Origin of the sequence: Kitasatospora albolonga, assembly GCF_039535905.1 — a bacterium.
Classification (GTDB): domain Bacteria; phylum Actinomycetota; class Actinomycetes; order Streptomycetales; family Streptomycetaceae; genus Kitasatospora; species Kitasatospora albolonga.
Genome location: NZ_BAAAYB010000025.1, coordinates 17,332 through 29,776, shown reverse-complemented (window position 1 = coordinate 29,776; position 12,445 = coordinate 17,332). Strand labels below are relative to the sequence as shown.

Annotated in this window: 10 protein-coding genes and 1 riboswitch; of the genes, 8 read left to right on the top strand and 2 right to left on the bottom strand. The window is 72.0% G+C overall.

Going from position 1 to position 12,445, the window contains the following annotated elements:
* The first annotated feature begins 30 nt into the window (after window positions 1-30).
* Complete coding sequence (locus tag ABD946_RS06625) at window positions 31-477, top strand: MarR family winged helix-turn-helix transcriptional regulator (protein WP_345281018.1); 447 nt, start codon at window positions 31-33, stop codon at window positions 475-477.
* Between the two features lie 204 nt (window positions 478-681).
* Here the strand turns inward: ABD946_RS06625 and ABD946_RS06620 are convergent, their stop codons facing one another.
* Window positions 682-1,047 (bottom strand): GatB/YqeY domain-containing protein, encoded by a 366-nt coding sequence (locus ABD946_RS06620; protein WP_345281016.1) that lies wholly within the window; start codon window positions 1,045-1,047, stop codon window positions 682-684.
* Between the two features lie 195 nt (window positions 1,048-1,242).
* Between ABD946_RS06620 and ABD946_RS06615 the strand changes: the two genes are divergently transcribed.
* The 4 genes from ABD946_RS06615 (at window position 1,243) to ABD946_RS06595 (ending at window position 8,609) form a co-directional block, all read left to right on the top strand.
* Window positions 1,243-3,270: an MDR family MFS transporter gene (locus ABD946_RS06615; protein WP_345281014.1), complete on the top strand. Its 2,028-nt coding sequence runs from the start codon at window positions 1,243-1,245 to the stop codon at window positions 3,268-3,270.
* A gap of 36 nt (window positions 3,271-3,306) precedes the next feature.
* Window positions 3,307-3,780, top strand: a complete 474-nt coding sequence (locus ABD946_RS06610; RefSeq protein WP_345281012.1) for an SRPBCC domain-containing protein — start codon at window positions 3,307-3,309, stop codon at window positions 3,778-3,780.
* A 153-nt stretch (window positions 3,781-3,933) separates the two neighbouring features.
* Window positions 3,934-4,128, top strand: coding sequence for a hypothetical protein (locus ABD946_RS06605; RefSeq protein WP_345281010.1), 195 nt, complete (start codon window positions 3,934-3,936; stop codon window positions 4,126-4,128).
* Window positions 4,129-4,268: 140 nt separating this feature from the next.
* Window positions 4,269-8,609 carry a galactose-binding domain-containing protein gene (locus tag ABD946_RS06595; RefSeq protein WP_380148606.1) on the top strand — a complete coding sequence of 1,447 codons (4,341 nt, stop codon included), beginning with the start codon at window positions 4,269-4,271 and terminating at the stop codon, window positions 8,607-8,609.
* A gap of 61 nt (window positions 8,610-8,670) precedes the next feature.
* On the opposite strand, the gene ABD946_RS06590 is transcribed toward ABD946_RS06595, so the two are convergent.
* Window positions 8,671-9,321: an MSMEG_1061 family FMN-dependent PPOX-type flavoprotein gene (locus ABD946_RS06590; RefSeq protein ID WP_345281008.1), complete on the bottom strand. Its 651-nt coding sequence runs from the start codon at window positions 9,319-9,321 to the stop codon at window positions 8,671-8,673.
* Between the two features lie 160 nt (window positions 9,322-9,481).
* Window positions 9,482-9,609, top strand: a riboswitch (FMN riboswitch).
* Window positions 9,610-9,787: 178 nt separating this feature from the next.
* On the opposite strand from ABD946_RS06590, the gene ABD946_RS06585 reads away from it, so the two are divergent.
* Genes ABD946_RS06585 through ABD946_RS06575 form a run of 3 tightly spaced genes read left to right on the top strand, consistent with a single transcriptional unit; the run spans window position 9,788 to window position 12,386 of the window.
* The gene (locus tag ABD946_RS06585) at window positions 9,788-10,462 is read left to right on the top strand and encodes a riboflavin synthase (RefSeq protein ID WP_345281006.1); all 675 of its coding nucleotides are present in this window, start codon (window positions 9,788-9,790) and stop codon (window positions 10,460-10,462) included.
* Between the two features lie 56 nt (window positions 10,463-10,518).
* Window positions 10,519-11,106, top strand: a complete 588-nt coding sequence (locus ABD946_RS06580) for a nicotinamide mononucleotide transporter family protein (RefSeq protein WP_345281020.1) — start codon at window positions 10,519-10,521, stop codon at window positions 11,104-11,106.
* A complete protein-coding gene (locus ABD946_RS06575; protein ID WP_345281004.1) occupies window positions 11,103-12,386 on the top strand; it encodes a bifunctional 3,4-dihydroxy-2-butanone-4-phosphate synthase/GTP cyclohydrolase II in 1,284 nt (427 codons plus the stop codon). Before ABD946_RS06580 ends, ABD946_RS06575 begins: the two co-directional genes overlap by 4 nt.
* Window positions 12,387-12,445 lie beyond the last annotated feature (59 nt).

Below are 12,445 nucleotides of genomic sequence, written 5' to 3'. Positions count from 1 at the left end.
GTCCAACGATCATCGGGCTAGGCTTGTCACGTGAACCAACCACCGCAGGCCCCCGACGCGATCCGGACCCTCCCGAGCTGGCTGCTCGGCCGGGCGTCGGCCCGGGGCCACCGGCTGGTCGGCGAAGCGCTGGCCCTGGCGGGCCTGCGGATGCCGCAGTACGCGGTGCTGGCCGCCGTCGCCGAACTGGCGCCCGTCTCCCAGGCCGAGCTCAGCCGCAGCACCGGGATCGACCCGAAGGACATGGTCGCCCTGGTCGGCGAGCTCCAGGAGGACGGACTGGTCGAGCGGGCACCCGACACCCGGGACCGGCGCAAGAACGTCATCACCCTCGCCCCGGCCGGGGTCCGGCGGCTGCGCCGCGGCGACCAGCTCTGCCGCGAGGCCAACGACGAACTCACCGTCGCCCTCAGCTCGTCCGAGCGGGAGCAGCTGGCGGAGCTGCTGGCCCGGCTGGTCCGCTCCGGCGAGCTCTGAGCGGCCGACCCGCGCGGGGGCGTCATGCTCGACCGGGAGCCGGGAGCCGGGAGCCGGGAGCCGGGAGCCGGGAGCCGGGAGCCGGGAGCCGGGAGCCGGGAGCCGGCGCGGCCCGCCGGTGCCCGTGCACCTCGGCTCGTGCCCGGTGGTCGCCGCACCGCTCCGTCACGCCCGTGCTCCCCGTCGCTGCGGCCCGGGCCCGGGTCAGCCCAGGTAGCCGGCGAGCCGTGCGGCGTCGGCGCGGAGCTGCGCGGCCTGCTCGTCGCGGCCCAACCGCTCGTACTCGGCGGCCGCGCCCTCCCGTTCGGCCAGCTCGCCCCGGACGATCGCCGCCACGTCCGCCTCGGTGAGCTCGCGGCGCTCGGCCTCGGCGGCGCCGACCCCGACCGGCAGCAGCTCGACGGCCAGCGGGCCGGTGGGCTCCGGCACCGCCACCGCCTCGGCGTTCTCGATCGCGGCCAGGGTGGCGCGCAGCACGGACGCGGCGGCGCGGTCACGGGCCTTCAGGGCGGTGGTCAGGTCGGAGCGCAGCCGCTCGCGGAGCGGGGCGGGGGTGGAGTCGGTCGACATACCGTCAGACCCTAGGCAGCGGGCGGGCGCCGAAGCGAGCGGGTTTCGGGCGGCCGGATCCGCGGCGGCGCGAGGGTGGCCGCCAGGGGTACCGGGTCACCCGGTCCGCCGTCTGCGGTGGCGGCCCGCGGCGCGGGGCCCAAGGCTGGCGGTACCTGTCAGCCCGAACGCCCGCCAGCCCGAACGGGAGGCCGTGTGTCCGCCACCGCCGTCGCCGAAGCGTCCAAGGCGCCACCGGCGCTGAGCCGCCGTCAGACCAACGTGGTCTTCGCGACCATCGTGCTCGGCATGCTGATGGCCGCGCTGGACCAGACGATCGTCTCGACCGCGCTGCCCACCATCGTGGCCGAGCTGGGCGGCGGTGGGCACATGGCCTGGGTGGTGACGGCGTACCTGCTGGCCGAGACGGTGGCCACCGTGCTGGTCGGCAAGTTCGGCGACCTGTTCGGCCGCAAGATCGTCTTCCAGGTCAGCGCGGTGGTCTTCGTCGCCGGCTCGGTGGTCTCCGGCGCGGCCAACGGCATGCTGCTGCTGATCGTCGGCCGCGCCGTCCAGGGCATCGGCGGCGGCGGGCTGATGGTCACCGCGATGGCGCTGATCGCCGACGTGATCCCGCTGCGCGAGCGCGGCAAGTACCAGGGTGCGCTGGGGGCGGTCTTCGGCGTGACCACGGTGGTCGGCCCGACCCTGGGCGGGCTCTTCACCGACCACGCCTCCTGGCGCTGGTGCTTCTACGTCAACGTGCCGATCGCGGTCGTGATGGTGGTGATGGCGGCCCGGACCATCCCGTCGGTACGGGCGGCGGTCAAGCCGATGATCGACTACGCGGGCATCGTGCTGGTGGCGCTCGGCGCCTCCGGGCTGGTGCTCGGCCTGGAGTGGGGCGGCAACGAGTACGCCTGGGGATCGCCGGTGATCATCGGGCTGTTCGCGGGCTCGGTGCTGCTGCTGGTGGCCTTCGTGGTGGTGGAGCTCCGGGCCGAGGAGCCGATGCTCCCGATGCACCTCTTCCGGAACTCGGTGTTCACGGTCTGCTCGATCCTCTCCTTCATCGTCGGCTTCGCGATGCTCGGCGCGATGACGTACCTGCCGACCTACCTGCAGTTCGTGGACGGGGTCTCGGCCACCATGTCGGGCGTGCGGACGCTGCCGATGGTGGCCGGCCTGCTGGGCACCTCGATGCTCTCCGGCGTGGTGGTGAGCCGGACGGGCAGGTACCGGATCTTCCCGATCCTGGGCACCGGCGTGATGGCGGTCGGCCTCTGGATGATGTCCACCATGGGCCCGGGCACCGGGGTCTGGCTGGAGTCGCTGTACATGCTGGTGCTCGGCCTCGGCATCGGGCTGGCCATGCAGGTGCTCACCATCGCGGTGCAGAACACCGTGCCTTACCACGAACTCGGCACCGCCACCTCGGGCGTGACCTTCTTCCGCACGCTGGGCAGCTCCTTCGGGACGGCGGTCTTCGGCACGCTGTTCAGCAGTCAGCTGACGCCCAATCTGGCGAAGGCGGCCGCCGAGCGGCCCTCGGTGCCGCCGGCCGCCGTGCAGAGCCCGGCCGGGCTGGACGCCCTGCCCGCGGAGCAGGCCGCGCCCTTCATCACCGCGTACGCGGACACGGTGAACTACGTCTTCCAGTGGGTGGTGCCGGTCGCCCTGGTCGGCTTCGTGGTCGCCTGGTTCCTCAAGGAGGTCCCGCTGCGCGACAGCGCCCGCGCCGGGGCCGGGGACATCGGCGAGGGCTTCGGCGCGCCGGATTCGGCCGACGCGGACCGGCAGCTGGAGCGGGCGGTCTCCAACCTGCTGCGCAAGACCAAGGGACGGCAGGCGGTCAAGGAGCGGATCCTCGCGGACTCCGGCACCGCGCTGACGCCCGGTCAGGCCTGGGCGGTCGGGCAGGTCTACTGGCGCGGCCGGTACGGCGGGGGAGCGGACGTGGAGTCGATCGCGGTCGCCCACCACGTACCGGGCGAGGTGCTGGAGCCGGCCTTCGAGAAGGTGGTGGACAGCGGTCACGTGGCGGCCTCGGACGGGCGGCTCAGCCTCACCCCGGCCGGGCAGGCCGAGGTGGACCGGATCGGCGAGGCCTGGCGCCAGTGGCTGGGCCACCACCTGGACGACTGGGACGTCACCGATCCGGAGGACCGGGCCCGGCTGGACCGGGCGATCGAGACCATGGCGGCCCGGCTCTACCAGGAGGAGCAGGAACACGCCACGGTGTGACGGGGCGGGCGGGCTCCGAGGGCGCATGATCGTGCCATGGAACGACTGGAGCTGACCCACGAGCCCGCCGCCTACGCCTGCATGATGGTCCGCCGCCCGGCGGCGGAGGTATTCGCGGCCTTCGCCGACCCGGCGGTGACCACCCGGGTCTGGTACACCCGCAGCAGCGGGCCGATGGCCGAGGGCGCCGAGCTGACCTGGGAGTGGGCCACCTACGGGGTCTCGGTCGAGGTCCGGGTCCGTGAGGTGGTCGACCACCGGATGATCCGCTTCGAGTGGGGCAACTACGACCAGCCGACCAGCGTCGAGCTGACCTTCACCCCGCGCACGGCGGACACCACCTTCGTGGAGGTCACCGAGACCGGCTTCCAGGGCAGCGGCGACGAGGCCGTGCGGTGGGTGAACGACACGGTGGGCGGTTTCACCACGGTGCTGTGCGCGGTCAAGGCGCTGCTGGAGCACGGCATCGAGCTGAACGCGGTGCCGGACCACCACCCCGCGGGGGACTGAGCACCCCGCCGACCGGCGGAGGGACCGTCCGTCCCGGCCGGGACCAAGGTCCGCGCGACACGGGCCGGACGGCGGACCGCCCCGGCCGGACGTCACCCTAGCGTTGAAGGGGTGCACCGATCCGTGCACGGACGACGGACCGGAGGACCCCGCATGACCGACCTCGACTGGCAGCCCGGCGACGTGGTGATCGACGCCGCCGGAGACGTCTGGACCAGGACCGAGGGCCCGGCCGCCGGGTGGAGCTACCCCGGCGGCGAGCCCGGTGCGGCGGTCGAGCAGCTCACCCTGCTGCTCCGCTCGGGGCGGGTGGCGGTGCTGTCGGCGGTGGGGCCGACCGCGCGCTGACCGTGCGCCCGCGGTGTGCCCACCGTTGACACTTTTGACATCCCTCTGTAACTCTTGGCGCACCCTCACGCAAAAACTGAACAAGCAGCGATCAAATTCTCGACTCCCACCCCCACCTACTGCAGAGACAGAGGGACGTCATGAGATCGAATCGCATACTCCCGCGACTGACGGCGACGTCGGTCGCGGTGGGCATGCTGCTGCTCGCCGGGCCCGTCCTGCCGACCCACGCGGCGGGCGGGCCCAACCTCGCCGCCGGGCGGACGGTGACCGCGAGCAGTGCCAACGGCCAGTACGTGGCCGGGAACGTCAACGACGGGAACCAGGCCAGCTACTGGGAGAGCGGCAACGGGGCGCTCCCGCAGTGGGTCCAGGTGGACCTGGGCTCCACGGCCTCGATCGACCAGGTGGCGCTCAAGCTGCCGGCCGGCTGGGGGAGCCGCAGTGAGACGCTGACAGTGCTCGGCTCCACGGACGGCTCGGCGTTCTCGACCGTCGTCGCCTCGGCGGCCTACGCCTTCGATCCGGCGAGCGGCAACACCATTCGGATCAACTTCCCGGTCACGAACGCCCGTTGGGTGCGGATCCAGGTGGCGGCGAACACCGCCTGGCCGGCCGCCCAGTTCTCCGAGTTCGAGGTGTACGGCGCCGCCTCCGCCTCCGCCGACCTGCTCCGGGGTCGCACCCTGACGGCGAGCAGTGCCAACGGCCAGTACGGGGCCGGGAACGTCAACGACGCCAACCAGGGCAGCTACTGGGAGAGTTCGTCCAACGCCTTCCCGCAGTGGATCCAGGGCGACCTGGGCGCCGCCACGCAGGTCAACCGCCTGGTGCTCAAGCTGCCGGCCGGCTGGGAGCAGCGCAGCCAGACCGTCAAGGTGCAGGGCTCCACCGACGGCAGTGCCTTCACCGACCTGCTGGCCCAGGCCGCCTACAGCTTCGACCCGGCGGCGGGCAACGTCGTCACGGTCTCGCTGCCCACCGCGACCACCCGCTACCTACGGCTGCTGTTCACCGCCAACTCCGCCTGGCCGGCCGCCCAACTGTCCGAGTTCGAGGCGTACGGCCCGGTCGGCGGCGACACCCAGGCGCCCACCACCCCGGCCGACCTGACGTACAGCCAGCCCGAGACGGGCAAGATCCGGCTGGCCTGGACGGCCGCCACCGACAACGTCGGGGTGACCGGGTACGACGTGTACGCCAACGGGGCGCTGCTCGCCTCCGTCGCGGCCGGCGTGCTGACCTACACCGACACCCGCCCGGCCACCGAGAGCGTCACCTACACCGTGCGGGCCAAGGACGCCGCGGGCAACCAGTCCAACCCGAGCGCCCCGGTCACCCGCCCCGGCGAGAACCCGGGCGACACCGTGAAGCCGACCGCGCCCGGGAACCTCGCCTACACCGAGCCCGCCGCCGGGCAGATCCGGCTGAGCTGGGACGCGGCAACCGACAACGTCGGGGTGACGGGCTACGAGGTCTACGTCGACGGGCAGTTGAAGGCGAGCACGGCCGCCACCGTCCGCACCTTCACCGACAGCCAGCCCGCCTCCGCCACCGTGACCTACACGGTGCGGGCCAAGGACGCGGCGGGCAACCTCTCCGACCCGAGCGCCGCCGTGACCCGCCCCGGCGACCCGGGCACCCCCGGCTCCAACCTGGCGGGCGGCAAGCCGATCGAGGCGTCCGGGCAGGCCTGGACCTTCGCGCCGGCCAACGCCAACGACAACAACACCGCCACCTACTGGGAGGGGAACGCCGGCGCGTACCCCAACACCCTGACGGTGAAGCTCGGTTCGGACGCCGACCTGCAGCGCGTGGTGGTCAAGCTCAACCCCGACGCCGCCTGGGGCGCCCGCACCCAGAACATCCAGGTGCTCGGCAAGGCCGACGGCGCCACCGGCTTCACCAGCCTGAAGGCCGCCGCCGACTACCGCTTCGACCCGGCGAGCGGGGCCAACACGGTGACGATCCCGGTCACCGGCCGTGCCTCCGACGTCCAGCTGAGGATCACCGCCAACTCCGGTGCGCCCGCCGGGCAGGTGGCCGAGTACCAGGTCATCGGCACCCCCGCACCCAACCCCGACCTCACCGTCACCGACGTCTCCTGGGCCCCGCAGACGCCGAACGAGACCACCGCGATCACGCTGCGGGCCACGGTGAAGAACGTCGGCAACCTGCCCTCGCCCGCCGACACCGTCGACTTCCTGCTCGGCGGCGCGCTGGCCGACAGCGTCGCCCTCCCGGCGCTGGCCGCAGGGGAGTCGGTGACCGTCTCGAAGTCCATCGGCACCCGCCCGCAGGGCTCCTACCTGCCGAGCGCCCGGGTCGACGCCGACAACTCGGTGCGGGAGCGGAACGAGGACAACAACCTGCTCGCGGCCGCCGGCCCGATCACCGTCACCCAGGCCCCCGGCCCGGACCTGGAGGTCCTGGACGTCACCCCGAACCCGGCCAGCCCGGCCGCCGGTGCGCCCACCTCCTTCACCGTCCAGCTGCGCAACCGGGGCATCGACCCGGCCCCGGCCGGCGTCACCCGACTCACCGTCGGCACCGCCACGCTGAACACCGCCACCCCGGCCGTCGCGGCCGGACAGACCGTCAGCCTGCCGGTCACCGGCACCTGGACGGCGGTCGCCGGCGGCGCGACGATCACCGGCACCGCCGACGCCACCGGCACCGCCGCGGAGACCAACGAGAACAACAACGTGCTCGCCAGGCCGATCGTGGTCGGCCGGGGCGCGGCCGCGCCCTACGCCTCCTACGAGGCCGAGGACGGCGCCTACCAGGGCGAGTTGCTCCAGGCCGACGCGGAGCGCACGTTCGGGCACACCAACTTCGCCTCCGAGTCCTCCGGCCGCAAGTCCGTCCGGCTGACCTCCACCGGCCAGTACGTCGAGATCACCTCGACCGTGCCGACCAACTCCATCGTGGTCCGCAACTCCGTCCCGGACGCGCCCGGCGGTGGCGGCGCCGACACCACGCTGAGCCTGTACGCCAACGGCGTCTTCGTGCAGAAGCTCCAACTCTCCTCCAAGCACAGCTGGTTGTACGGCACCACCGACCAGCCCGAGGGCCTCACCCAGACCCCGCAGGCCGACGGCCGCCGGCTCTTCGACGAGGCGCACGCGCTGCTCCCGCAGAGCTACCCGGCCGGCACCAAGCTGCGGCTGCAGAAGGACGGCGGTGACGGCGCCGCCTTCTACGCGATCGACCTGATCGACCTGGAGCAGGTCGCCCCGCCGACCGCCAAGCCGGCCGAGTGCACCTCGATCGCCGACTTCGGCGCCGTGCCGAACGACGGGCTGGACGACACCGCCGCGATCCAGGCCGCCGTGACGGCCGATCAGAACGGCACCATCGCCTGCGTCTGGATCCCGGCCGGCCAGTGGCGCCAGGAGAAGAAGATCCTCACCGACGACCCGCTGAACCGGGGCGCCTACAACCAGGTGGGGATCCGGGACGTGACGATCCGCGGCGCCGGCATGTGGCACTCGCAGCTCTACTCGCTGATCGAGCCGCAGAACGCCACGGGCTCCATCAACCACCCGCACGAGGGCAACTTCGGCTTCGACATCGACGACAACACCCAGATCTCCGACATCGCGATCTTCGGCTCCGGCCGGATCCGCGGCGCCTCCGACGGCTCGGAGGGCGGCGTCGCGCTCAACGGCCGGTTCGGCAGGAACACGAAGATCAGCAACGTCTGGATCGAGCACTCCAACGTCGGCGTCTGGGTCGGCCGCGACTACGACAACATCCCGGACCTGTGGGGCCCGGCGGACGGTCTGCAGTTCAGCGGCATGCGGATCCGCGACACCTACGCGGACGGCATCAACTTCTCCAACGGCACCCGCAACTCCAAGGTCTTCAACTCCACCTTCCGCACCACCGGTGACGACGCGATGGCCGTCTGGGCCAACAAGTACGTCAAGAACACCTCGGTGGACATCGGACACGACAACAGCTTCACCAACAACACCGTCCAACTCCCGTGGCGGGCAACGGGCATCGCGGTCTACGGCGGCTACGGCAACAAGATCGAGAACAACCTGGTCTACGACACCGCCAACTACCCCGGCATCATGCTCGCCACCGACCACGACCCGCTGCCCTTCTCCGGGCAGACGCTGATCGCCAACAACGCGATCGTCCGCAGTGGCGGCGCGTTCTGGAACGAGGACCAGGAGTTCGGCGCGCTCACGCTCTTCGCTGCCAACCAGGACATCCCGGGGGTGGTGATCCGGGACACCGAGATCCTCGACTCCACCTACGACGGCATCCAGTTCAAGACCGGCGGGGGCACCATCCCCGACGTGAAGGTCACCAACGTGCGGATCGACAGGTCCAACAACGGCGCGGGCATCCTGGCCATGTCCGGGGCCCGCGGCAGCGCGAGCCTGACGAACGTGACCGTCACCAACTCCGCGAAGGGGGACGTGGTCCGCCAGCCCGGCACCTCGTTCACCTTCACCAACGGGTAGCCGTCCGTCCCGGCCACGGGGTCGGTGGTCCGCCGTACGGCGGACCACCGACCCCGTGGTGCTACTCGTACCGGTACAGCAGGGCCTCGCGCTCGGACTGCTCGATCATCTCGATGGTCAGCCCCGGGTCGCCGATGTTGGCCTGGGTGACCCGGGCGGAGCTGGGGGCGCGGTCGGGGGCGAGCCACTGCTCTGGCTTCCAGGCGGAGCCGCGCAGGAAGGCCTTCGGGCAGTGGCCGTAGACCTCCTCGACCCGGACCACGACCGCGCTGCGCGGGGGCTTGCCGACGGCGGTGAGCCGGCCGAGCAGCTCGGGGTCGGCGGAGACCAGGGCGCGGCCGTTGACCCGCAGGGTGGTGTCCCGGCCGGGGACCACGAAGAGCAGGCCGACCCGGCCGGTCTCGACGATGTTGTGCAGGCTGTCGAGGCGCTTGTTGCCGGTGGCGTCCGGTATCGCCAGGGTCCGCTCGTCCAGGACCGAGACGAAGCCGGGCGGGCCGCCGCGCGGGGTGACGTCGCAGCTGCCGTCCGCGCCGTGGCTGGCGAGCATCACCAGCGAGGCGCAGGCGATGAGTTCGCGGGAGGTGTCGTTGACGTGGTCGACCTGCTTGCGGCGGGCCGCGTCGCCCGGGTGCTCGTACAGCTCGCGGAGCTGCTCGACGGAGGACAGGGCACCGGCTCGGAGTGCCTCGAAGGCATCGGATGTCGTCACGTACCGGCACGGTAGCCCACGGACGATCTTGGCGGCAGGGGATATTCCCACCGATGCGGCCGCACCGCGACCTGACGGAGTGAAACATGACACAGGAGCGGCCCCTCCCGGCCGGTTCCGCGCACGTGGCACAATGTCGGCAGAAACAGCAGTGACGTTCAGCGCACTCCGGGGTCGGTGAAAATCCGAACCGGCGGTTACAGTCCGCGACCCGTCCGCAGCCAGCGGCCGGTTGACCAGGTGAAATTCCTGGACCGACGGTTAAAGTCCGGATGGGAGGCGTGCGCGGGCGGGTAGTGAACAGCGGTGTGCGGTACCACGGCTCTTCCCCGAGGAGTCGTGTCTTCCACGGGAGAGCTCTCTGTCGAGGGCCGTCCCGGTGCACGCACCGTCGTCCCGGTACCCGTCGTGTCATCTCCCAGTGCCGCCCCGGAGTCCGCGCCCTAGCAGCGCGAGGAGAACCCGGGTGTTCACCGGCATCATCGAAGAGCTCGGCGAGGTCGTCTCCATCGAGGAGATCGGCGATTCCTCGCGCATCCGCCTGCGTGGCCCCGTGGTCTGTACCGACGCCGGGCACGGCGACTCCATCGCGGTCAACGGCGTCTGCCTGACCGTGGTCGACAGCCCCGAGCAACTGGCCGCCGGCACCGGTGAGTTCAGTGCCGACGTGATGGCCGAGACGCTGCACCGCTCCAGCCTCGGCGCACTCGCCCCCGGCTCCCGGGTCAACCTGGAGCGGGCCATGGCGCTCGGCGCCCGGCTCGGCGGCCACCTGGTCCAGGGCCACGTGGACGCCACCGGCACCCTGCTCTCCCGCGAGCCCGGCGACCTGGACGCGGACGGCAACCTCCGCTGGGAGGTGCTCCGCTTCTCGCTGCCCCAGGGCATCACCCGCTACCTGGTGGAGAAGGGCTCGATCACGGTGGACGGCGTCAGCCTGACCGTGGTGGAGGCCGCCCTCGACAGCTTCACCGTCAGCCTCATCCCGGCCACCCTGGCCCTGACCACGCTCGGCGCCAAGCAGGTCGGCGACCCGGTCAACCTCGAGGTGGACGTCCTCGCCAAGTACGTCGAGCGGCTGCTCGACGCGCGCACCCTCCCCACCGACCTGCCCACCATCCTCCCCGGGGACGCCTCGTGAACTGGCTCAACGAAACCGCCTTCTCGATATTCGGCCAGACCGTCAAGTGGACCGACATGGTGGGCAACCTGCTCGGCCTGGCCGCGCTGGCCCTCGGCTGGCGCCGCTCGGTCTGGAGCTGGCCGGTCCAGCTGCTCTCCGGCGTGGTGCTGATCGGCGCCTACCTCTCGGCCCACCTGACCGGCCTGATCGGCAAGCAGGGCATCGTGATCGTGGCCGCCGTCTGGGGCTGGACCCAGTGGCAGCGCGGCCGCCGCGCGACCGGTGAGATCGAGGTCCGCTTCGCCACCGCCCGCGAGCGCGCCGCCCTGATCGGCGCCACCGCGGTGGCCACCGTCGCCCTCGCCGGGCTGTTCATCGCCGTCCCGGAGCTCTCCTGGAGCCCGTGGGCCGACGCCTACATCTTCACCGGCACGCTGGCTGCGATGTACGCGCAGGCCAGGGGCTGGGTGGAGTTCTGGTTCGCCTGGATCGCCGTCGACCTGGTCGGCGTCCCGCTCGCCTTCACCAGCGGCTACACCTTCTCCGGCATCACCTACGCCATCTACTTCGTGCTCGTGCTGCTGGGCCTGCAGGCCTGGTGGACCCGCACCCGCACCCCCCGGCCCGCCAACAAGGCCGTCCCGCAAGGAGTTTCGGCATGACCGTGCAGCCCGAGAACGACATCCGTCAGCTGGTCGACGACGCCTTCGCGCTCGACCCGGTGGAGCGGGCCGTGGCCGACATCGCGCTCGGCCGGCCGGTCATCGTGGTCGACGACGAGGACCGCGAGAACGAGGGCGACATCGTCTTCGCCGCCTCCGCCGCCACCCCCGAGCTGATGGCCTTCACCATCCGCTACTCCTCCGGCGTGATCTGCGTGCCGATGACCGGCGAGGAGCTGGACCGGCTCAAGCTGCCCCCGATGACCCAGGTCAACGAGGACCGCAAGGGCACCGCCTACGCGATCTCGGTGGACGCCCGCGACGGCGTGGACACCGGCATCTCGGCCGCCGACCGGGCCCGCACCGTCAAGCTGCTCTCCACGGTGGCCACCGAGCCGGGCGACCTCACCCGCCCCGGCCACGTCTTCCCGCTGCGCGCCGTCGAGGGCGGCGTGCTGGTCCGCCCCGGCCACACCGAGGCCGCCGTGGACCTGGCCCGCCTCGCCGGGCTGGCCCCGGCCGGTGCCATCGCCGAGGTGGTCAACGACGACGGCACCATGGCCCGGCTGCCCGAGCTGGTCGCCTTCGCCCGCGAACACGGCCTGGCGATCATCTCGATCGAGGACCTGATCGCCTACCGGCGCCGCACCGAGCTGCACGTCAAGCGCACCGCCGTCACCCAACTGCCCACCGAGCACGGCGAGTTCACCGCGGTTGGCTACAAGGGCACGCTGGACGGGGTCGAGCACATCGCGCTGGTGGCCGGCGGGCTGACCGCCGACGGCAAGCTCCCGGTCGGCGAGGACGTGCTGGTGCGCCTGCACTCCGAGTGCCTCACCGGCGACGTCTTCGGCTCGCTCCGCTGCGACTGCGGCCCCCAGCTGGCCGCCTCGCTGGAGGAGGTGGCCGCCTCCGGCCGCGGCGTGGTGGTCTACCTGCGCGGCCACGAGGGCCGGGGCATCGGCCTCACCCACAAGCTGCGCGCCTACGAGCTCCAGGAGCAGGGCCGCGACACGGTGGACGCCAACCTCGAACTCGGCCTGCCGGCCGACGCCCGGGACTACAGCATCGGCGCCCACATGCTCGTCGACCTCGGCGTCCGCTCGCTGACCCTGCTCACCAACAACCCCGACAAGACCGCCGCGCTGACCGAGCACGGCATCAAGGTCAAGGGCCGCCGGGGTCTGGAGACCCAGCCCGGCGAGCACAACGCCGCCTACCTGCGCACCAAGCGGGACCGGATGGGCCACGAGCTGACCCGGCTCGACCCCGAGGCCTGACCCGTCACCGCGCACCCGCCGAACCCGCAGACCTGACGAACCACCACCACCCAGAGAAC

Bases quoted from the DNA above. Each gene is read 5' to 3' on its own strand.
- ABD946_RS06605 (WP_345281010.1), top strand. From the start codon at position 3,934: ATGACCGACCTCGACTGGCAGCCCGGCGACGTGGTGATCGACGCCGCC.
- ABD946_RS06580 (WP_345281020.1), top strand. From the start codon at position 10,519: ATGGTGGGCAACCTGCTCGGCCTGGCCGCGCTGGCCCTCGGCTGGCGC.
- ABD946_RS06620 (WP_345281016.1), bottom strand. From the start codon at position 1,047: ATGTCGACCGACTCCACCCCCGCCCCGCTCCGCGAGCGGCTGCGCTCC.
- ABD946_RS06575 (WP_345281004.1), top strand. From the start codon at position 11,103: ATGACCGTGCAGCCCGAGAACGACATCCGTCAGCTGGTCGACGACGCC.
- ABD946_RS06610 (WP_345281012.1), top strand. From the start codon at position 3,307: ATGGAACGACTGGAGCTGACCCACGAGCCCGCCGCCTACGCCTGCATG.
- ABD946_RS06595 (WP_380148606.1), top strand. From the start codon at position 4,269: ATGAGATCGAATCGCATACTCCCGCGACTGACGGCGACGTCGGTCGCG.